General features: G+C 65.4%; 17 protein-coding genes. 12 read left to right on the forward strand and 5 right to left on the reverse strand.

Annotated features, from left to right (window positions below; all coding sequences use genetic code 11):
- Positions 1-59 precede the first annotated feature (59 nt).
- Both CK489_RS21375 and ppc read left to right on the forward strand, forming a co-directional pair.
- Positions 60-1,604 carry an acyl-CoA synthetase gene (locus tag CK489_RS21375; protein WP_095733584.1) on the forward strand — a complete coding sequence of 515 codons (1,545 nt, stop codon included), beginning with the start codon at positions 60-62 and terminating at the stop codon, positions 1,602-1,604.
- 253 nt (positions 1,605-1,857) lie between these two features.
- The gene (gene ppc / locus CK489_RS21380; protein WP_502694136.1) at positions 1,858-4,650 is read left to right on the forward strand and encodes a phosphoenolpyruvate carboxylase; all 2,793 of its coding nucleotides are present in this window, start codon (positions 1,858-1,860) and stop codon (positions 4,648-4,650) included.
- A gap of 79 nt (positions 4,651-4,729) precedes the next feature.
- On the opposite strand, the gene CK489_RS21385 is transcribed toward ppc, so the two are convergent.
- The 4 genes from CK489_RS21385 to CK489_RS21400 all read right to left on the reverse strand — a co-directional run bounded on the left by CK489_RS21385 (position 4,730) and on the right by CK489_RS21400 (position 8,652).
- Positions 4,730-5,842, reverse strand: a complete 1,113-nt coding sequence (locus CK489_RS21385) for an SMP-30/gluconolactonase/LRE family protein (RefSeq protein ID WP_095733586.1) — start codon at positions 5,840-5,842, stop codon at positions 4,730-4,732.
- Between the two features lie 163 nt (positions 5,843-6,005).
- Positions 6,006-6,920: an SDR family oxidoreductase gene (locus CK489_RS21390; protein ID WP_028338734.1), complete on the reverse strand. Its 915-nt coding sequence runs from the start codon at positions 6,918-6,920 to the stop codon at positions 6,006-6,008.
- 174 nt (positions 6,921-7,094) lie between these two features.
- Positions 7,095-8,234, reverse strand: coding sequence for a thiolase C-terminal domain-containing protein (locus CK489_RS21395; RefSeq protein ID WP_095733587.1), 1,140 nt, complete (start codon positions 8,232-8,234; stop codon positions 7,095-7,097).
- Positions 8,235-8,238: 4 nt separating this feature from the next.
- Entirely contained in the window at positions 8,239-8,652 is a 414-nt protein-coding gene (locus CK489_RS21400) for a Zn-ribbon domain-containing OB-fold protein (protein WP_021079894.1), read from the reverse strand.
- Positions 8,653-8,894: 242 nt separating this feature from the next.
- Here CK489_RS21400 and CK489_RS21405 point away from each other — a divergent pair, with 242 nt between their 5' ends.
- The 10 genes from CK489_RS21405 (at position 8,895) to CK489_RS21450 (ending at position 18,666) form a co-directional block, all read left to right on the forward strand.
- A complete protein-coding gene (locus CK489_RS21405) occupies positions 8,895-10,142 on the forward strand; it encodes an amino acid ABC transporter substrate-binding protein (RefSeq protein WP_050626181.1) in 1,248 nt (415 codons plus the stop codon).
- Between the two features lie 45 nt (positions 10,143-10,187).
- Positions 10,188-11,111, forward strand: coding sequence for a branched-chain amino acid ABC transporter permease (locus CK489_RS21410; RefSeq protein WP_050626182.1), 924 nt, complete (start codon positions 10,188-10,190; stop codon positions 11,109-11,111).
- Complete coding sequence (locus CK489_RS21415) at positions 11,104-12,024, forward strand: branched-chain amino acid ABC transporter permease (RefSeq protein WP_050626183.1); 921 nt, start codon at positions 11,104-11,106, stop codon at positions 12,022-12,024. The genes CK489_RS21410 and CK489_RS21415 overlap by 8 nt, the downstream gene beginning before the upstream one ends.
- On the forward strand, positions 12,014-12,742 hold the full coding sequence (locus CK489_RS21420) for an ABC transporter ATP-binding protein (RefSeq protein WP_095733588.1): 729 nt from the start codon (positions 12,014-12,016) through the stop codon (positions 12,740-12,742). Before CK489_RS21415 ends, CK489_RS21420 begins: the two co-directional genes overlap by 11 nt.
- On the forward strand, positions 12,732-13,451 hold the full coding sequence (locus CK489_RS21425) for an ABC transporter ATP-binding protein (protein WP_095733589.1): 720 nt from the start codon (positions 12,732-12,734) through the stop codon (positions 13,449-13,451). The genes CK489_RS21420 and CK489_RS21425 overlap by 11 nt, the downstream gene beginning before the upstream one ends.
- A 97-nt stretch (positions 13,452-13,548) precedes the next feature.
- On the forward strand, positions 13,549-14,898 hold the full coding sequence (locus CK489_RS21430) for an amidase (protein WP_095733590.1): 1,350 nt from the start codon (positions 13,549-13,551) through the stop codon (positions 14,896-14,898).
- The gene (locus CK489_RS21435) at positions 14,891-15,577 is read left to right on the forward strand and encodes a DUF2848 domain-containing protein (RefSeq protein WP_095733591.1); all 687 of its coding nucleotides are present in this window, start codon (positions 14,891-14,893) and stop codon (positions 15,575-15,577) included. The genes CK489_RS21430 and CK489_RS21435 overlap by 8 nt, the downstream gene beginning before the upstream one ends.
- Positions 15,578-15,828: 251 nt before the next feature.
- Positions 15,829-16,572, forward strand: coding sequence for a 2OG-Fe(II) oxygenase (locus CK489_RS21440; RefSeq protein ID WP_095733592.1), 744 nt, complete (start codon positions 15,829-15,831; stop codon positions 16,570-16,572).
- A 12-nt stretch (positions 16,573-16,584) separates the two neighbouring features.
- Positions 16,585-17,238 (forward strand): DNA oxidative demethylase AlkB, encoded by a 654-nt coding sequence (gene alkB / locus CK489_RS21445; protein WP_095733593.1) that lies wholly within the window; start codon positions 16,585-16,587, stop codon positions 17,236-17,238.
- A gap of 213 nt (positions 17,239-17,451) precedes the next feature.
- The gene (locus CK489_RS21450) at positions 17,452-18,666 is read left to right on the forward strand and encodes an MFS transporter (RefSeq protein WP_095733594.1); all 1,215 of its coding nucleotides are present in this window, start codon (positions 17,452-17,454) and stop codon (positions 18,664-18,666) included.
- Between the two features lie 61 nt (positions 18,667-18,727).
- Here CK489_RS21450 and CK489_RS21455 read toward each other — a convergent pair whose 3' ends face one another.
- Positions 18,728-20,356 (reverse strand): thiamine pyrophosphate-dependent enzyme, encoded by a 1,629-nt coding sequence (locus CK489_RS21455; RefSeq protein ID WP_095733595.1) that lies wholly within the window; start codon positions 20,354-20,356, stop codon positions 18,728-18,730.
- Between the last annotated feature and the right edge of the window lie 14 nt (positions 20,357-20,370).

Below are 20,370 nucleotides of genomic sequence, written 5' to 3' on the forward strand. Positions count from 1 at the left end.
TTCGGACCATCCCGGAATGACGACCTAACTCCGAACCGACGAAAGATCGGAAAACGACAATGGAAACGTCCAAACCCTTCCTCGGCGTCATCAGCGGCGAGCGCCGGCGCGATCACGCCGCGGTCGCCGAGCGCACCGAGCGCATCGCCAGCGGCCTGAGTAAGCTCGGCGTCAAGCCGGGCGACAGCGTCTGCATGCTGATGCGCAACGACATCGCCTTCATCGAGGCCGCCTATGCCGCGATGCGGCTCGGCGCTTACGGCGTGCCGGTCAACTGGCACTTCAAGCCGGAGGAGATCAATTACGTGCTGACGGATTCCGGCACGCGCGTCCTGATCGGCCATGCCGACATGCTGCATCCGCTGCGCGGCGCGATCCCCGATGACGTCACCGTGCTCAGCGTGCCGACGCCGCCGGAAATCCTTAGCCATTACAAGATCAATCCCGATCATCTCGCGACGCCCGACTTCGCGATCGATTTCGAATCCTGGCTGGCGCAATTCCCGCGCTATGATGGCCCTGTCGTGCCGCAGCCGCAGAACATGATCTACACCTCAGGCACGACGGGCCACCCGAAAGGCGTGCGCCGCTTCGCGCCGACGCCGGAGCAGACCGCGAACGCGGAAGCGATGCGGGCGATGATCTACGGCCTGAAGCCCGGCGCGCGCGCGATCCTGCCCGGACCGCTCTATCATTCGGCACCGAATTCCTTCGGACTTCGCTCCGGCAAGCTCGGCGGCGCGCTGGTGCTGATGCCGCGCTTCGACGCGGAGGAATTTCTGGCGCTGATCGAGCGCGAGAGGATCGACACCATCTTCATGGTGCCGACGATGTTCATCCGCCTGATGAAGCTGCCGGAAGAGGTGCGGAAGAAGTATGATGTGTCGTCGCTGCGCCACATCATCCACGCCGCCGCGCCGTGCCCGGCCGACGTCAAGCGCGCCATGATCGATTGGTGGGGGCCGGTGATCTACGAATTCTACGGCTCGACCGAGTCGGGCGCGGTGACGTTTGCGACATCGGAGGACGCGCTGAAGAAGCCCGGCACGGTCGGAAAGATCTCGCCCGGCGCCGAGCTTCGCTTCATCGGCGACGACGGCAAGGAGGTCGCGCAGGGCGAGATCGGCGAGATCTATTCGCGGATCGCCGGCAATCCCGATTTCACCTATCACAACAAGTCCGAGAAGCGCGCCGAGATCGACCGGCAGGGATTCATCACGTCGGGCGACGTCGGCTATATCGACGCGGATGGCTACGTCTTCATCTGCGACCGCAAGCGCGACATGGTGATCTCGGGCGGTGTCAACATCTATCCGGCCGAGATCGAGGCCGTGCTGCATGCGGTGCCGGGCGTGCACGACTGCGCGGTATTCGGCATCCCCGACGCCGAGTTCGGCGAGGCGCTGATGGCGGTGGTCGAGCCGCAGCCGGGCGTCACGCTCGACATCGCCTCGGTCCGCGCCCAGCTCAAGACCGCGCTTGCCGACTACAAGGTGCCCAAGCACATCGAGATCCAGACCAACCTGCCGCGCGAAGACTCCGGAAAGATCTTCAAGCGCCGGCTGCGCGACCCGTATTGGGAGCGGGCGGGGCGGAGGATCTAGCGCCGCACAGGCCCGTCGTCCCGGGCAAGCGAAGCGCGACCCGGGACCCATAACCACAGGACGTGGGGGTGAAGCGAGCTGGGGCCACCGCCTTGTTCAATAACAGGGCCCTGTGGTTATGGGTCCCTGCTTCCGCAGGGACGACAGCGGTGGTGCACCGCCCCCAAGTTCATCTTGCGCTGCGGCAAAAAAAGCGCACACTCGGGAGGAGCCGGGCAGCCTCTGGAGTAGCCACGCCATGTCTCCCCAGACTTTGCCTCCCCAAACCATGCCCTCCGAGACCGAAATCCGTGCCAAGCGCGCCGCGGAAGTCCAGGCACAGGAGGAGGACGCACGGCTCCGGAACGACATCCGCCTGCTGGGGCGCGTGCTGGGCGACACCGTGCGCGACCAGGAAGGGGCCGACGTGTTCGACCTGGTCGAGCGCATCCGGCAGACCTCGGTCCGGTTCCATCGCGATGAGGACAAGTTGGCGCGGCGCGAGCTCGAAGGCATCCTCGACAGCATGTCGATCGCCGAGACGCTCCGGATCGTCCGCGCCTTCAGCTATTTCTCCCACCTCGCCAACATTGCCGAGGACCAGAACAACATCCGCCAGATGCGCAGCCGCGGCCCGAGCGGGGCGCCGCGGCCGAGCACGCTGGAGCAGACGCTGGTGCATGCCCGCCAGGCCGGCATCGGCCCGGCCGATTTGCGCAGCTTCTTCAAGAGCGCGCTGGTCAGCCCGGTCTTGACCGCGCATCCGACCGAGGTCCGACGCAAGAGCACGATGGACCGCGAGATGGAGATCGCGGACCTGCTCGACCGCCGCGAGCGGCTGCAGATGACGCCGGACGAGAGCGAAGCCAGCGACGAGCAGCTTCGCCGCGCCGTCGTGACGCTATGGCAGACCAATCTCTTGCGCCGGACCAAGCTAACCGTGCTCGACGAGGTCGCCAACGGCCTGTCGTTCTATGACTACACCTTCCTGCAGGAGGTGCCGCGGCTGCACTGCGCGCTGGAGGACCGCCTGAACAAGGAGGGCGGTGAGGCCGGCGATCTCGCCTCGTTCCTGACGATGGGAAGCTGGATCGGCGGGGATCGCGACGGCAATCCGTTCGTCACCGCAGAGGTGATGCGCGGCACGCTTCGGCTGCAGTCGAGCCGGGTGCTCAGCTTCTATCTCGAGGAGCTGCATGCACTCGGCGCCGAGCTGTCGCTCGCGGCGCATCTCGCCGACGTCTCGGACGAGCTGCGCATCCTTGCCGAGCGTTCGCCCGACACCTCGCCGCATCGCAGCGGCGAGCCGTATCGCCTGGCGGTCTCCGGCATCTATGCGCGGCTCGCCGCCACGGCCATGAGGCTCGAGGTCGAGACCACCCGGCCGCCGGTCGGCAAGGCCGAGCCTTATTCGACCGTCAGGGAGTTCCAGGCCGACCTCGATGTGCTCAACCGCTCGCTGATTGCGAACAATTCCGGTGTGATCGCGCGCGGCCGGCTGCGGCAGCTGCGGCGCGCGGTGGATTGCTTCGGCTTCCATCTGGCGCGGCTCGACATCCGCCAGAACTCGGCGGTGCATGAGCGCACCATCGCCGAACTGTTCGATACCGCCAATCCCGGCATGTCGTATCTGGCACTCGGCGAGGACGCGCGCGTCAATTTGCTGCTCGGGGAGCTGCGCAACGCGCGGCCGCTGGCCTCGCCCTTCGTCAAATATTCCGAGGAGACCCAAAGCGAGCTCGCGGTGTTCCACGCCGCGGCCGAAGCGCATGCCAAATTCGGTCCCGAGGTGATCTCCCAGTGCATCATCTCGATGTGCAAGGGCATGTCCGACATGCTCGAGGTCGCGGTGCTCTTGAAGGAGGTCGGGCTGGTCAATCCGTCCGGCCGCAGCGCCGTCAACATCGTGCCGCTGTTCGAGACCATCGAGGATCTGCAGGCCTCCAGCGGCATCATGGACCGCATGCTGGTGCTGCACGACTACCGCAAGCTGGTCGACAGTCTCGGCAGCGTGCAGGAAGTGATGCTCGGCTACTCCGACAGCAACAAGGATGGCGGCTTCGTCACCTCGGGCTGGGAGCTCTACAAGGCCGAGATCGGCCTCGTCGAGGTGTTCGAGCGCCACGGCGTGCGGCTGCGCCTGTTCCACGGCCGCGGCGGTTCGGTCGGCCGCGGCGGCGGCCCGAGCTATGACGCGATCATCGCGCAGCCCGGCGGCGCGGTGAACGGCCAGATCCGCATTACCGAGCAGGGCGAGATCATCTCGTCGAAGTATTCCAACGCCGAGGTCGGCCGCAGCAATCTGGAGATCCTCGCCGCGGCGACGCTGGAAACCAGCCTGTTGCAGCCGCGGCGGAGCGCGCCGCGCCCCGAATATCTCAAGGCGATGGAGGAAATTTCCGCGCTCGCCTTCAAGGCCTATCGCGGCCTCGTCTATGAAACTCCGGGGTTTGCCGACTACTTCTGGGGCTCGACCGTGATCAACGAGATCGCGACCTTGAACATCGGCAGCCGTCCGGCCTCGCGCAAGAAAACCCGCGAGATCGAAGACCTGCGCGCCATTCCCTGGGTGTTCTCGTGGGCGCAATGCCGGCTGATGCTGCCCGGCTGGTACGGCTTCGGCGCTGCTGTCGAGACCTGGATCGCTGAGCATCCGGAGCAGGGCATGCCGTTGCTGCAGGAGCTCTACCGGGAATGGCCGTTCTTCCGCACGCTATTGTCCAACATGGACATGGTGCTGGCAAAGAGCTCGATCGCGATCGCCTCGCGTTATGCCGAGCTGGTGCCCGACGTCGCGCTGCGCGAGAAAATCTTCGGTGAGATCCGCCGCGAGTGGCATCTGTCGATCGAAACGCTGCTCGACATCATGGGCCATGACCGGCTGCTGCAGGGCAACCCGCTGCTGGAGCGCGGCATCCGCAACCGCTTCCCCTACATGGATCCGCTCAACCACGTGCAGGTCGAGCTGCTGAAGGAGCACCGCGCGCAGAACCCGGACGAGCAGGTGCTGCGCGGGATCCAGATCACGATCAACGGCATCTCGGCGGGGCTGCGGAATAGCGGTTAGTTATTGGGGAATAGCGGCCAGCCACAGTGTCGTCCCGGCCTAGTGCGCAATTGCGCACTAGGCCGGGACGACGGTGATCTCAGCAGTTGTGCGCGCCTCTCGTCTCCACATAGACCGCGTAGAGCGACTGGCTCGCGGTCATGAACAGACGGTTGCGCTTCTTGCCGCCGAAGGTGAGGTTGGCGCAAGTCTCCGGCAGCAGGATCTGGCCGATGCGCGCACCGTCGGGTGCGAACACCTGGACGCCGTCATAGCCTGGTCCGACCCAGCCGGCGCCGACCCAGATGTTGCCGTCGATGTCGACCCGCATGCCGTCCGGGAAGCCCGACTTGCCGTCCAGCGTCATGTCGATCAGCGTGCGCGGGTTGGAGAGCTTGTCGCCGTTGAGATCGTACTGCCAGACGATGTTCTTCGCGTTCGGATAATGCGTGATGCCGGTGTCGCAGACGTAGACCTTCTTGTAGTCGTGGCTGAAGGCGATGCCGTTCGGTTTGAACGGTTCGTCGCAGACCTTGGTGATCTGGCCGGTGGACGCATCGATGCGGTAGACGGCCTCCTTCTGGTAGGGTTGGTTCGAGCCGGTGTTGGCACGTTGGCCCTCATAGATCGAGATCGCGCCGTAGCCGGGATCGGTGAACCAGATCGACTTGTCGTTCGGGTGCACGACCATGTCGTTCGGGCCGTTGAGCTGCTTGCCGTTGGCCTGCTCCGCCAATGACGTGACGGTTCCGTCGTGCTCGTAGCGCACCAGCCGCGTGCGTTCGGCCGTGATCTGGCGGCCCTCGAAATCGAAGGTCGAGCCGTTGGCCTCGTTCGACGGCTTGTGGAACTGCTCGGAGATGTGGCCGTCATCGTCGAGATAGCGCAACTGCCGGTTGGCCGGGATATCGCTCCACACCAGATACTGGCCCTGTGCGTTCCAGGCCGGGCCTTCCGCCCACAGGCAGCCGGTGTAGAGCCGCTTGATCGCGGTGTTGCCGACCTTGGCCTTGAAGCGCTTGTCGTCGATCACGACGATGTCGGGATCGGGATAACGCTGCGGCTCCGCATTGCGGCCGTAGTCGCGAGCGGATGCATCTGACGCCGCCATCGCGGTTGCAGCAAGCGCGGTTGCGCCGCGCAAAATGGTTCGACGGTCGAACGCCTTCGTTCCGTCGGCCTCGTGTTGCTCTGTGTTGCTTGGATTTGTCACGAAGTCCTCCCAGGCTTTTTTGTTATGGGGAGGACGATCATGCGCCCGCAATTCTGGCACAATGCGGGCACGCCATGAAGAAACAACCAAAGAGTGTGTCGCCTCCGTGGCTTCGCGGAGGCGACTTTTTCATAAAACTGTCAGATCGGATCGGATCGCAGGATCAGATCGGATCCCACGTGAAGACGTCGGCCGAGCGGTCGAGCTTGGCGAACGATCCCTTCAGCGCCGGCATGCCGTGCTCGGCAATGGTCTCCGGCGTCCAGCCTTCGCCGCGATGCACCGAGCGCACCGGACGATGCTGGCCGAACAGGAAGATCTCGTTCATGCGCACGCCGAAGATCTGCCCGGTGACGTCCTTGGCGGCGTCCGAGAGCAGATAGGCGCAGACCGGCGCGATCTTCTCCGGGCCCATCTGCTTGATCTTCTCGACGCGCGCCTTCTCGGCATCGGTCTCGGTCGGGATGGTGCCGATCATGCGGGTCCAGGCGAACGGCGACACGCAGTTCGAGCGCACGTTGAAGCGGCCCATGTCGAGCGCGATCGACTTCGACAGGCCGACGATGCCGAGCTTGGCCGCGGCGTAGTTGGCCTGGCCGTAATTGCCGATCAGGCCGGAGGTCGAGGTGAAGTGCACGAACGAGCCCGACTCCTGCTCGCGATAGATGCGCGCCGCGGCGTGGCTGACATAGAACGAGCCCATCAGATGCACCTTGATGACGGCCTCGAAGGCTTCCACGCTCATCTTGTGGAAGATCATGTCGCGCAGGATGCCGGCATTGTTGACGACGCCGTCGAGCCGGCCGAAATGATCGGTCGCGGTCTTGACGATCTTGCTGGCCGGAATGGCTTCCGCCACCGACTCGAAATTGGCAACGGCCGTGCCGCCGCGCTTCTTGATCTCCTCGACCACCTCCTCGGCGGGCGCCGCGCTCGAGCCGCCGCCGTCGGCCGCGCCGCCGGGATCGTTGACCACGACCTTGGCGCCTTCCGCAGCGCAAAGCAGCGCGATCTCGCGGCCGATGCCGCGGCCCGCACCGGTGACGATGATGACTTTATCCTGCAGTGATTTTGCCATGTGGGTTCTCTTGGTGCCTTGCTTACGTCGCCCCGCTTGCGGGGAGAGGTCGGATCGCATCGCAGATGCGATCCGGGTGAGGGGGACTTTCCGCGAGTCCGAGTGTGTGGAGGCAGCCCCTCACCCCAACCCTCTCTCCGTAAGGACGGGGAAAGGGGGAGGCGAGCAGCTTGCTCATTTCTCGTTCGTAAAGATGATCGTGCCGCTTGCGGCGAACATGCCGCCGACGCCGTGGCAGACCGAGATCTTCGCATTCGGCACCTGCGCCGGCGCGATGCCGCGCATCTGCCGCACGCTCTCCTGCAACGCATACATGCCGTACATGCCGGAGTGCATGTAGCTCAGGCCGCCGCCATTGGTGTTGAGCGGCAGCTTGCCGCCGGGGCGGGTGTTGCCGTCGGCGATGAACTTGCCGGTCTCCTCATGTGGCATGAAGCCGAGGTCGCCGAGGCCGTAGAGCGGCAGATGCGCGAAGGCGTCGTAGATCATCAGATGATCGACGTCCTTGTGGGTGATGCCGGCCTCCTTGAAGGCGAGCGGGCCCGCGACCTTGAAAGCGCGCGAGCTATCAAAGGTCTTCATCTGGCTGACCATCGGGGTTTCGACGCTCTCGCCGGTGCCGAGGATGTAGACCGGCTTCTGCGGGAAATCCTTGGCGCGGTCGGCCGAGGTCAGGATCAGCGCGCCGCCGCCATCGGTGACGAGGCAGCATTGCAGCAGCCGGAACGGATAGGCGATCATCCGCGAATTCAGCACGTCGGCGACCGTGATCGGATCCTTCATGGTGGCGCGCGGGTTCTTCGCCGCCCATTCGCGCTGCACCACGGCGACCATCGCCAGCTGCTCATGCGTGATGCCGTGGGTCTTCATGAAACGCAGCACCGGAATCGGGAACATGCTCGGCGGGCCGTAGACGCCGAACGGCGATTCGAACTGGCCGTTCAAGCTGTCGGGCGCGGTGAAGCGCGGCTGCTTGCCGATCATCGACTTGCCGCTCTCGGCATGGGTGATCAGCACGGTCTTGCACAGGCCGGCCTCGATCGCCGCGGCGGCGTGGCGGACATGCAGCATGAAGGAGCAGCCGCCGACCGAGGTGCCGTCGACCCAGGTCGGCGTGATGCCGAGATAATGCGCCATCTGCTGCGGGGTCTCGACCGCGGTGGCGAAGCCGTCGATGTCGGACAGCTTCAGACCGGCGTCCGCGATCGCATTCAGCGCCGCGTCCGCGTGCAGCTGGATCTGCGACATGTTCGGGATGACGCCGAGCTCGGTGGTTTCGGCCGCACCGACGACGGCAACGTGGTTCCTGCGCATCGTGTTAGCCCTTTGCCGGACGGAACAAGGGAAGGGTGATCTTGTCGTCGAGCGCCTCGAAGGCGACCTCGAGCGGCATGTCGAGCTCGAGCGCTTCCGGCGTCTGCGGGCAATCGATGATGTTGCTCATCATGCGCGGGCCCTCGTCGAGTTCGACGATGGCGATCGCGTAAGGCGGCGTGAAGCCGGGTGCGGCGGGGCGATGGTTGATGACGTAGCTGTACAGCTTGCCCTTGCCGCTGGCCTTGAACACCGAGACCTTGCGCGAGGCGCAGGAGGGGCAGAACGGCCGCGGCGGAAAGTAGACATTGGCGCAGGCGTCGCAGCGCTGCAGGCGCAGCTCGCCGGCCTTGGTGCCATCCCAGAAATGCTGGGTTTCCGGTGTCGGTTTTGGTTTCGCGCGCGCGGGCTCGGCCATGTCTGATGTCTCCTCCCGAAATCGTTACAGTCTTGATGCGCCATCGGACCAAGGCCCGTCAACGGTCCATCCATGCCGCGCGCAGCGGCCTGTGTCCGGCGCATGCCGCATATTCCGCCCCTCGCACAATTGCTAAGGCCGCGATGCTTGTGTCGCTTCGATCCGGCGCGTAGAAGGGCCGCGTCCAAGACAGGCTCAGGACACGTCCAAGACACGTCCAAGATACCGGGAGGAATAACATCATGCTGAGGATCATCGGCGCGGCACTCGCTGCCAGCCTCGCATTTGCCACGCAGGTGATGGCCGCCGACGCACCGTCGGAGATCAAGATCGGCACGCTGTATGCGTCCTCGGGGCGTTACGCCTCGATCTCGATGCCGGTCTACAGCTCGCTGAAATTGTGGGTCGAGCAGAAGAACGCCGAGGGCGGCGTCTTCGTGAAGGCGTTCGACAAGAAGATCCCGATCAAGCTCGTGTCCTATGACGACCAGAGCAACACCGCGACCGCCTCGACGCTTTATAACCAGCTCATCACCCAGGATAAGGTCGATCTCCTGGTCGCCGATTCCGGATCGGTGCTGACGGCGCCTGCGGTCGCGATCGCGCGCGACCACAAGATGTTCCTGTTCGACCAGACCGGCACCGGCGCGAGCTTCTTCTCCAAGGACAATCCCTATATCGCGCTGATGGCCGACCCGGTGTCGACGATCTGGCCGAAGCCGGTCGCCGACTTCATCAGCCATGATGGCCCGGGCCTCGGCATCAAGAAGGTCGCGATCCTCTATGCGACCAACGAGTTCACCGGCACCCAGGCCAACGCGTTCCGCAAGTTCGTCAAGGAGTCCGGCGCGCCGATCGAGATCGTCTACGACCAGGGCGTTCCGACCGAGACCACCAACTACAACGTCATCATCAACAATATCAGCAACGCCAATCCCGACGCGGTGATTCATTTCGGCTATGCGCCGAACGACATCGCCTTCCTGCGCAACGTCCAGGACGTCGGCACCAAGTTCAAGATGCTGTTCGCGATCTATGCCGGTCTCGAGACCGAGCTGCTGGAGAAGAATGTCGGCGCCAAGGGCCTCGAGCACGTCTGGACCTATGTGCCGCCGTCCGAGCTGGATTATCCCGTCAATTTCGGGATGAACATGAAGGATTTCCGCGCCGCCTGGACCAAGAAGTACAACGACGGCAAGATGGAGTTCGGCTTCAACGCGGTCGCCGGCTACACCACGGCGCTGGTGATCGAGAAGACGCTGTCGGTCGCGACCAGCCTCGAGCAGATGGAGCTGCGCCGTGCCGTGTTCTCGCTCAGCGGCCAGCTCAAGACGCTGGACGGCACCTTCGCGCTGGATGAGACCGGCGGCCAGATCGGCGAGCTGACGCCGCTCGGCCAGCTCACGGTCGACGAGCACGATCACATCAAGTTCGTCTCGATCTACCCGCACGAGACCGCCACCGGCAAGCCGGTCTATCCGGCGCCGTGATGCAGGTGAGGGCGGCAGGCGCAACCTTCGGCTGCGAGCGATAGCATGACCTATGCGCTCGTTGCCGGCGTGCTGTTCGGGCTGTATTTCAGCCTGGTCGGCATCGGCCTCAATCTCGTGTTCGGCGTCATGCGCATCGTCAATCTTGCGCATGGCGACATCCTGATGCTCGGCGCCTTCATCGCGCTCGGCGTGGTCGGCATTGCCGGCATCGATCCGCTGTTCGCGGTGCCGCTGGCCTTCATGGTCTTCGTGCTGGCAGGCGTGCTGCTGTACTGGGTGCTGGTACCGCGGCTGCAGGGCTCGGCCAATCCGGAAATGCTGTCGATCATCCTGTTTTTCGGCCTGTCGCAGGTGATCGAAGCCGTCACCACGATCTTCGCCGGCACCAGCGAGCGCTCGATCCAGAGCCGACTGCTCGGCACCGTGTTCTCGACCATCAAGGTCAAGCTGTTCGGCGGCAAGCCCGGTGGGGCAGGGCCGATCCAGATCTTCGGCCAGGGCTTTCCCGCGCCCTGGGTGATCGCGGCCATCACCAGCCTGATCGCGATCGGGCTGGTCTACCTCTATCTCTACCACACGCGGCTCGGCACCCTGACGCGTGCGGTGATGTCACGCCGTGACGAGGCGCTGGCGACCGGCATCGATGTCGACCGCGTCTCGGCGGCGGCGTTCGGCATCGGGCTCGGAATCGCGGCGGTTGCCGGTGTGTTCGCCCCCTTCATGTTCGGCTCCGTGACGCCCGCCTTCGGCGCCGATGCGACCGTGACGTCGTTTGCGATCGTCGTGCTGGGTTCGCTCGGCAATCCCTTGGGCACCGCGCTCGGCGGTGTCGTCTACGGCCTGTGCTACATGCTGGTGCAGACCTATCTCAGTTCCTGGGCCGACTTGCTGCCCTATGTGTTGTTGATCGTGATCCTGTTGTTGCGCCCGAGCGGTCTGCTCGGAAGGCGGGTGCGCGTTGCATAACGCCTCGAAACACCTGCTGTTCATCCTGGCGCCGCTGGTGGTGGTGTTCGCACTGCTGCCCGGCGTCTATCAAAACCATCTGCTGCTGTTCAACTTCGTGATCTTCCTGATCCTCGCGCAGGGCGTGAACATCATCTACGGCTTCACCGGCTATCTGCCGTTCGGCTATGTCGGCTTCTTCGGTGCCGGCGCCTACGGCTTCGCGATCATGGTGATGCATTTGCAGACGCCGGCGCCGCTCGCGGTGCTGGTCGGCGGCGCCGTCGCGGTCGTGCTCGGCCTGCTGCTGACGCCGCTGTTGCGGTTGTCGGGCGCGTATTTCGCGATCGCGAACCTCGCGGCTTCGCTCGCGGTGCTGCATTTCGTCGCCAACCCGGCGCTGGAGGGGATCACCAAGGGTCCCTACGGCGTGTCGCTCACCGGCACGTTCAACCCGACCCATGCCTATTACGCGGCTGTCGTCGTGATGGCGCTGACGGTCGGGGCGGTGGTGTATCTGAAGAACTCGCCGTTCGGCCTTGCGTTGCAGGCCGTGCGCGAGGATGCGGTGTCGGCCTCGATGGCCGGTGTCAACATCATCAAGATGCGGGTGATCGCCTGGCTCGCCTCGGCGCTGGTCGCGGGCCTCGCCGGCGGTATCTACGCCTGGTACGTCTCGGTGTTCTATCCGGACAACGTGTTCTCCGGCGAGTTCTCGATCTTCGCGATCGTGTTCGCGCTGTTCGGCGGCGTCGCCACCATTACCGGACCGATCGTCGGCGTGCTGATCCTCTATGGCATCTACAATCTGATCGGCTTCACCACGCCGCAATATTTCCAGCTGATCTACGGCCTGTTGATCATGGGACTGGTGTTGTTCCTGCCCGCAGGGCTGGTGTCGCTGGCAACGCGCAGGGGGTGGCATGTCCCCTGAGAAAACCCCCATCCTCGAGGTCTCGAAGCTGGTCAAGCGCTTCGGCGGTTTCCACGCGCTCGACGGCCTGAGCTTCCACGTCGTGCCGGGCGAAATCCTCGGCCTTGTCGGCCCGAACGGTTCCGGCAAGACCACGGCGATCAACGTCATCTCCGGCCTCTATGCCCCCGATGGCGGCGAGGTCGTGTTCGACAATGTATCGTCCGGCGGCGTCGCCTCGCACAAGCTCGTCCATCGCGGCATCAACCGCACCTTCCAGGTGCCGAAGCCGTTCCTGTCGCTCAGCGTGCGCGAGAACATCCAGGTGGCGCTGGCCTATGGCGGCGCGACCGACGCGCCGTCGATTGCTGAACTGCTTGAAGAGTACCGGCTGAAGGAGGTCGCCGACCGTCCGGCCGCCGATCTCAACAGCGCGCAGCAGAAGATGCTCGACCTCACCCGTGCGCTCGCGACGCGGCCGCGGCTATTGCTGCTCGACGAACTCGCCGCGGGTCTCAACCCGGCGGAGCTCGACTGGATTGCGGGCCGCATCAAGGCGCTGGCTGCGACCGGCATGGCGATCATCGTGGTCGAGCATCTGATGGGCTTCATCGAACAGATCACCGACCGCGTGATCGTGCTCAACGCGGGCAAGGAGATCTTTGAAGGCACGCTCGCCACCGCGGTGCGCGAGCCGCAGGTGATCGAAGTGTTCCTGGGAGGCGAGCATGCCCACTGATGCAGCCCCGCTTCTCGACGCCAGCGGCGTCGATGCCGGCTACGGCACCATGCAGGTGTTGTGGGGCGTCGATCTCGACGTCCGTCCCGGCGAGACCGTGCTGTTGCTCGGCGCCAATGGGGCGGGCAAGACCACCTTCCTGAAATCGCTGGTCGGCCTGATCGAAGCCCGCAGCGGCCACATCAAGCTCGGCGGCGAGGATATCACCAGGATGCGATCCTCGGATCGCATGAAGCGCGGCATGACCTACATGTCGGAGCTTGCGGTGTTCCCCGATCTGTCGATCGAGGAGAACATCCGCGTCGGCGCGCAGGCGCTGGGCCATGCCAATCCCGGCGCGCGGGTCGACGAGCTCTACGGCCTGTTTCCGGTGTTGCGCGACAAGCGCCGCGACCCGGCCTCCAGCCTGTCCGGCGGCCAGCGCAAGATGCTCGGCATCGCCAAGGCGCTGTCGGCCGAGCCGAAGCTGCTGGTCATGGACGAGCCCTCGGCCGGGCTGTCGCCGTTGTTCGTCAAGGAAGTGCTGCGCGCCCTGTCGAGCCTGCAGGGCCGCGGATTGGCGCTCTTGATCGCCGAGCAAAATATCGGTTTTCTTGAGATCGCCACCCGCGTCTTCGTGCTGGAAGGCGGGCGCATCCGCTTCTCCGGCACGGTTGCCGAGATGAGCGGCAATGAAGATCTGCACCGGGCTTATTTCGGGCTGAAGTGATAGTGATGCGGGGCTGGGGGCCGACGCACTGGAAATCAGCCCCGGTTCGCGCGACAATCAGCTGAAGCCATCAAGTGCCAGCCGTGAAGTGAAAGCCATGCCGAACAATCCGACACTCGCCTCCCTTGCCGCCGATCTCGCCGGCGGCGCGACCTCTGCCCGCAAGCTCGTCGAGCAATGCATCGCCAGGATCGCCGATCCGGCGGGCGAGGGTCAGCGCACCTTCATCCATGTCGATCGCGACGCGGCGCTGGAAGCCGCCGATGCGATGGATCGGCTGCGCAAGGCCAACGCTGCGCCGTCGCCCTTTGCCGGCATTCCGGTGTCGATCAAGGACCTGTTCGACATCAAGGGGCAGGTGACGCGCGCCGGCTCCCGGGCGCTGGAGGATTCCGCGCCGGCGGATGCCGATGCGCCCGCCGTAGCGCGGCTCAAGCGCGCCGGCTTCGTTGTGATCGGCCGCACCAACATGACCGAGTTCGCCTATTCGGGCATCGGCATCAATCCGCATTACGGCACACCCAAGAGCGCCTGGAACCGGAGCGTGGGCCATGTGCCCGGCGGCTCGTCCTCGGGGGCTGCGGTCTCGATCGCCGACGGCATGGCGTTCGGCGCGCTCGGCACCGACACCGGCGGCTCCTGCCGGATCCCGGCCGCCTTCAACGGCATCGTCGGCTACAAGCCGACGCAGCGCCGGATTCCGCTTGCCGGCGGCGTGCCGCTGTCGTTCACCCTGGATAGCTACGGCCCGCTCGCCAATTCAGTGGCCTGCTGCGCGGTGCTCGACGCCGTGCTGGCCGACGAGCCGGTGACGCCGATCCCGCCGCGCCCGGTCAAGGGCATGCGGCTCGCGGTGCCGACCACGGTCGCGCTCGATGATCTCGACGATGCCGTTGCAAAGACCTTCGAGCGCACGCTGGCGTCGTTGTCGCGCGCCGGCGCCTTGATCGAGCGCATCGAGGTGCCTGAGTTTCTTGATGTCGGCGTCATGAACACCAAGGGCGGGTTCTCCGCGGCCGAGAGCTATGCCTGGCACCGCTTCCTGCTCGCGAGCAAGGGCGACATCTACGATCCGCGCGTCGCCGTACGCATCCAGCGCGGCGAAGGGTTCCTGGCGGCCGACTATATCGACATCGTCAATGCGCGCCGCTCCTTCATCGCACGCACCGAGGCGCGGATCGCGCCCTATGACGCGCTGGTGCTGCCGACCACCGCAAACCTGCCACCGAGCATCGCAAGCCTCGCCGACGACAAGGCATTCGCCACCGAGAATTTGCGTGCGCTGCGCAATCCTTCGCTGATCAACGTGCTCGATGGCTGCGCCATCTCGTTGCCCGCGCATCGCGAGGGCGAGGCGCCGGTCGGCCTGATGCTCGCCGCCGCGGGCGGTTCGGATCGCCGCATCTTCGAGCTTGCGGCCGGAATGGAGACCGTCATCCGTGTTTGATCTCACCTTCAAGGTCGACGACAAGGGCGCCGCGACGCCGCTGACGCTCGAAATCCGGCAGGCGGTGATCGCCGGCTGGACCGGGCGCGACCCGGTGGCCCGCGACAAGCACATCGCCGAGCTCGAAGCACTCGGCATCGCGCGGCCCGCGACGACGCCGATCTATTATCGCTGCTCGGCGCGCCGGATCACCTTCGCCGATACCATCGAGGTCTGCGGCGAGGACTCCAGCGGCGAAGTGGAGTTCGTCCTGATCGGCTGGCAGGGCCGCATCTTCGTCGGCTGCGGCTCGGACCATACCGACCGCAAGGTCGAGAGCTACAGCGTCACCGTCTCGAAGCAGATGTGCGACAAGCCGATGGCTTCCGAACTCTGGGAGCTCGAAGATGTCATTGGCCACTGGGACCAGCTCGTCCTGCGCTCCTGGGCCACAATCGGCGGCCAGCGCGTGCTCTACCAGGAGGGCACGCTCGATCACATGCTGCCGGTCAGGGACCTGATCGCGCGCGGTTTCGATGGCGGCAAGCTGCCCGACGGCTGCGCCATGTTCGGCGGCACCTTCGCCGCCAAGGGCGGCATCCGCCCGGCCAGCCGGTTCGAGTTCGAGCTGGAAGACCCGGTGCTGAAGCGCAAGATCAGCCACGGCTACGACGTGGCGACGCTGCCGGTGCGGGGCTAAGATCTTTCCGTGCGTCGTTCCTTCGACGGGCGACCGGCACTCTCCACGGGTCGTCCCTGCGAAAGCAGGGACCCATAACCACAGGATTTTGTGGTCGGCACGCTGTGGCCCCAGCCCTCTCGTACAACTGATGACAGTGGCTATGGGTCCCTGCTTTCGCAGGGACGACAGCGTGACTGGGTGGCGTTCTCGACATATCCGGATCGGAAATCGGGTGGCGCCGACCGCCATCATGGGCCAGATTCCGCCTCATGACAGCGACAGCCAAAACTCTCCCCCGCCCATCCACTAGCAGCCTCGCCCGCGTCGACGCACTCCCTTGGGACCAGATCACGGCCGACCTCGACGGGCAGGGATGCGCCGTCCTTAGCGGCCTGCTGACACCAGAGGAATGCGACGCCATCGCCGCGCTCTATCCCGACGACAGCCGGTTCCGCAGCCGGGTCGTGATGGGCCGCCACGGCTTCGGCCGCGGCGAGTACAAGTATTTCTCCTATCCGCTGCCGGACCTGATCGCGGAACTGCGGCCGGCGTTGTATGCGAGGCTGACCGCGACCGCCAATCGCTGGAACCAGACGATGGGAATCGAGATCAGCTATCCCTCGTCGCACGCGGCATTCCTGAAGCGCTGCCATGACGCCGGGCAGACGCGGCCGACGCCGCTGCTGCTGCAATATGGCGAGGGCGACTACAACTGCCTGCATCAGGATCTCTATGGCGAGCACGTGTTTCCGATCCAGGTCGCGATCCTGCTATCGCAGCCGGGGCGCGATTTCACCGGCGGCGAGTTCGTGCTGACCGAGCAGCGGCCGCGGATGCAGTCGCGGCCCGAGGTGGTGCCGCTCGCCAAGGGCGATGCTGTGGCCTTTGCCGTGCATCATCGTCCAGTGCAGGGGACACGCGGGCCGTATCGTGTCAATCTGCGCCACGGCGTCAGCCGGATCAGGTCCGGCCATCGCCACACCGTCGGTGTGATCTTCCACGACGCGAAGTGAGTGTGCAGAGGCGTGGCCGCTGATCTGTTCGAGGCAATTGGCGACGCACGGCCGCCGCGCGAGACGATCGCAGACGGTGCGGTGCTGCTGCGCGGCTTTGTCCGGCCGTTCGAGGCGGAGCTGATCCCGGCCTTGCGGGTGATCGTCAAGCAGGCGCCGTTCCGGCATCTGATCACGCCGGGCGGACACCGGATGTCAGTCGCGATGACCAATTGCGGCAGTGTCGGCTGGGTCTCCGATCCCAGCGGCTATCGCTATGACCCGATTGATCCTGATACGGGACTGAATTGGCCTGTTATGCCGGACGTGCTGCTCAGGCTGGCCGCCGACGCCGCGGCCGCAGCCGGCTTCAACGACTTCGCTCCGCAGGCCTGCCTGATCAATCGCTATGTCCCCGGTGCAAGACTGTCGCTGCATCAGGACAAGGACGAGCTCGATTACGGCGCGCCGATCGTCTCGATCTCGCTCGGGCTGCCGGCGGTCTTCCTGTTCGGCGGCCTGAAGCGCAGCGACACGCCGCGCCGCTACCGGCTCGAACATGGCGATGTTGCGGTGTGGGGTGGGCCGTCACGGTTATTTTATCACGGTGTGGTGCCGCTAGCCGATGGCGAGCACGGCGTGCTCGGCCGCCAGCGCATCAATCTGACCTTCCGCAAGGTGCGCTAGCTATTGCGCGGCGGCGGGTGGCCGTATTTCGGAATAATGGAAGTATGCGACTGAGTTGCCCGACGGGTCAAGCGCTTTTCCGAGTGCCGGCGGAACGCCGGCTCCTTTGCATGGGGTTGTTTTCGATATTTTGGGCTGCTCGTACCTCTGCTTCGTCGCTTCCGTCAGGCCAAAGGCCTCCCGCAAATGGGAGAGCTGGTCTAAACTGAGCTGATGACCATCAAGGCCGACCGCGCCGTCAATTGCACCGGCGTCTATCTCGCCGTGCTGCAGCTCGTCTTCACGCTGGGCTGGACCACCTACCTGATCTACCTGCCCAAGCTGTGCGCCGAAGTCGGCATCGCGCCATCAACTGTCATCCTGATCCTGATGATGGACCAGGCCATCTTCACCATCACGGATACGGCGATGGGCATGGCGGCCGACAGGATCTCGATCCTGGTCGGCCGTCTCGGCGTGTTCGTCGGCATCCTTGCCGCGATCTCCTGCGCCGCCTTCGTCGCGCTGCCCTATGTGGCGGGCACTGGACCCGGTGCAAAGATGTGGCTGATCGCCCTGATCGTGATCTGGGCCGTCACATCGTCAGCGTTGCGTGCGCCGCCGCTGACGCTGCTCGGCAAGTATCGCGCACAACCCTCGGTCCCGTTCCTCGCCGCGCTGGCGATGCTCGGCTACGGCATCGCGGGCGCGGTCTCGCCCTATCTCGCCGTCGTGCTGCGCGACCAGGATGCGCGGCTGCCGTTCGTGCTGTCCGGCGCGGTGCTGCTGCTGACCGCGCTGGCCCTCTCGGGGATCGAGCGCCGCGTCGCCGAGGAGGTGCAGCCCGAGCGGCTTGCACCGCCGGCAAGGCGGCTCGGCGCGGTGCCGATGTTCCTGATCGGGTCGATGGTGCTGCTGTCGCTCGGCTACCAGCTGCACTTCAACATCAACAGCGCCCCGTTCTATTTGCGCTTTGCGAGGCCGGACGATCTGCAATGGCTGATGCCGGTGTTCTGGATCGGCTTCAACATCGCGATGTTTCCGGCCAGCATCGTCGTCAAGCATCGCGGCGGGCTGATCGTGATGGGAGCGGCGGGGCTGCTCGGCGCGTTCGCCATCATTGCCGCGGAGATCGCCGGCAGCCTCAATGTCCTGATCGCAGCGCAGTTCATGGCGGGCGCGGCTTGGGGCTGCATGCTGATGAGCGCGGTGTCCGCAGCGCTTGCGATCGGGGAGACCGGTGCCGAGGGCAAGGTCACCGGCCTCGTGTTCTCGGCGCTCGCGCTTGCGACCTTCGCGCGGATGGCGGCGGTCGCAGGCGGCCTGCAGAAGCTGCCGGACTACGCGCCGCTGGTGCACTGGGCGCCGGTCGCCTGCTGGTCGGTCGCCGGCGCCGGCCTGCTCGTGATCGCCGCGTCGCGGCTGCAACGTGGCGCGAAGGCAGCCTAGGGCTTCTTATTTTGACGCGTTTTCTTCACGCGAACCGGTACCCAGTTCGCTTGAAAACGCTCTAGTTGTTTCTCGCCGGATGGATGAAGGCCCAGGGCGAGACTTCCGAATCCGTCGGCACTTCCACCGAGATCACATAGGGCCCGCCATCGGCCAGCGCCTTCTCCAGCACCGGGCGGAAGTGATCGGGCGAGGTGACGCGGGCGGCGCCGGCGCCGAAGGACTCCGCGAGCTTGACGAAATCCGGATTGACCAGGTCGGAGGCGACGACGCGGCCGTCGAAGCGCTCGCGCTGGTCGCGACGGACGTTGCCGTAAGCATTGTTGTTGAACACCAGCGTCACCACGCCGATCTTGAACTGCACGGCGGTGGCGAGCTCCTGCACGCCGAACATGAAGCCGCCGTCGCCTGTTATCGCGACCACCGGCTTGTTCGGGTTGGCGACCTTGGCGCCGAGCGCGGTCGGGAAGCCTGAGCCGAGCGTGCCCTGATAGCCCGAGGTGACGAAGGTGCGCGGTTCGTAGATCGGAAAGCCGTACCAGGAGGCGAAGCCGACCTGCGACAGCTCGTCGGTGACGATGGCGTTGGCCGGCAGCACCTCGCGCAGGATCTTAAGGTACGCCATCTGCGGCTGGATGCGCTGGATCTCCTGCTCGGTGGCCGCGGTCGCCTCGCGGATCGCGGCGCGGCGGCCTGACGTTTTGCTGTAGCCCACCTTGCGCACGGCCGCGACGAGATCGAAGGTCGCGGCCTTGGCGTCGGCGATCACGCCGGCGTCGGCCGGCCAGCGCCGCAGCTCGACCGGATCGATGTCGATGCGCACGCATTTCAGGCCGGCCGGCTGATAGGGCCAGCGCGACATCGTCGGCAGCTCCATGCGGGTGCCAATGCCGATCATCAGGTCGGTCTTCGGCCAGAGCTTGTAGGCGGAGGCCATGGTGAGCCCGAGCTCATGCGCGTTGGAGACGATGCCGCGGCCGCTGCGGAAGGCGACGACAGGCGCGTCGATCATCTCGGCCAACTCGAGGATTTCCTCGCGCGCCTCGATCGCGCCGCTGCCGACGAAGATCATCGGCGCCTTGCTGCCGGCGATCAGATCGGCGGCAGCCTTGATGCGGTCGGGATCGGGCTGCGGCGCCGGCAACGGATCGAACGGCTTGACGGCCGCAACCTGGGTGCGCTGAGTGAACACGTCCCACGGCATTTCCAGCGAGGCGGGGCCGCGCCGGCCCGACAGCATCTCCTGGAACGCGCGCGACACCATCGCAGGCGCGTTGTCGGGGTATTCGATCCGCTCGGCCCATTTGACGAAGGTGCGCAGCGTCGCGAGCTGATCCGGCATCTCGTGGAGGTGGCCGCGGCCCTTGCCGAGGAATTGCGTCGGCACCTGGCCGGTCAGGCACAGCACCGGCTCGTTGCAGCCGAAGGCGGTGAGCAGCGCCGCCGAGGCGTTCAGCACGCCGGGGCCGGGCACCACGCTGAACACGCCGGGCCTGCCCGAGGAGCGGGCATAGCCGAACGCCATGTAGCCGCAGGCCTGCTCGTGGCGAGCGCCGATCACCTTGAGCTGCGCCTGGTGGAAAGCATCGAACAGGCCGTAGATCTGCGCGCCGGGCAACCCGAACACGGTGTCGACGCCGTGGTCGACGAGGCCGTTGACGATCGCTTCGCCGCCGGATGTTGAGGTCATGGCACTGTCCACTT

This window comes from Bradyrhizobium sp. UFLA03-84 (assembly GCF_002289535.1).
GTDB lineage: Bacteria > Pseudomonadota > Alphaproteobacteria > Rhizobiales > Xanthobacteraceae > Bradyrhizobium > Bradyrhizobium viridifuturi.

Bases quoted from the DNA above. Each gene is read 5' to 3' on its own strand.
- CK489_RS21375 (WP_095733584.1), top strand. From the start codon at position 60: ATGGAAACGTCCAAACCCTTCCTCGGCGTCATCAGCGGCGAGCGCCGG.
- CK489_RS21390 (WP_028338734.1), bottom strand. From the start codon at position 6,920: ATGGCAAAATCACTGCAGGATAAAGTCATCATCGTCACCGGTGCGGGC.
- CK489_RS21395 (WP_095733587.1), bottom strand. From the start codon at position 8,234: ATGCGCAGGAACCACGTTGCCGTCGTCGGTGCGGCCGAAACCACCGAG.
- CK489_RS21400 (WP_021079894.1), bottom strand. From the start codon at position 8,652: ATGGCCGAGCCCGCGCGCGCGAAACCAAAACCGACACCGGAAACCCAG.
- CK489_RS21405 (WP_050626181.1), top strand. From the start codon at position 8,895: ATGCTGAGGATCATCGGCGCGGCACTCGCTGCCAGCCTCGCATTTGCC.
- CK489_RS21410 (WP_050626182.1), top strand. From the start codon at position 10,188: ATGACCTATGCGCTCGTTGCCGGCGTGCTGTTCGGGCTGTATTTCAGC.
- CK489_RS21420 (WP_095733588.1), top strand. From the start codon at position 12,014: ATGTCCCCTGAGAAAACCCCCATCCTCGAGGTCTCGAAGCTGGTCAAG.
- CK489_RS21425 (WP_095733589.1), top strand. From the start codon at position 12,732: ATGCCCACTGATGCAGCCCCGCTTCTCGACGCCAGCGGCGTCGATGCC.
- CK489_RS21430 (WP_095733590.1), top strand. From the start codon at position 13,549: ATGCCGAACAATCCGACACTCGCCTCCCTTGCCGCCGATCTCGCCGGC.
- CK489_RS21440 (WP_095733592.1), top strand. From the start codon at position 15,829: ATGACAGCGACAGCCAAAACTCTCCCCCGCCCATCCACTAGCAGCCTC.
- CK489_RS21450 (WP_095733594.1), top strand. From the start codon at position 17,452: ATGACCATCAAGGCCGACCGCGCCGTCAATTGCACCGGCGTCTATCTC.
- CK489_RS21455 (WP_095733595.1), bottom strand. From the start codon at position 20,356: ATGACCTCAACATCCGGCGGCGAAGCGATCGTCAACGGCCTCGTCGAC.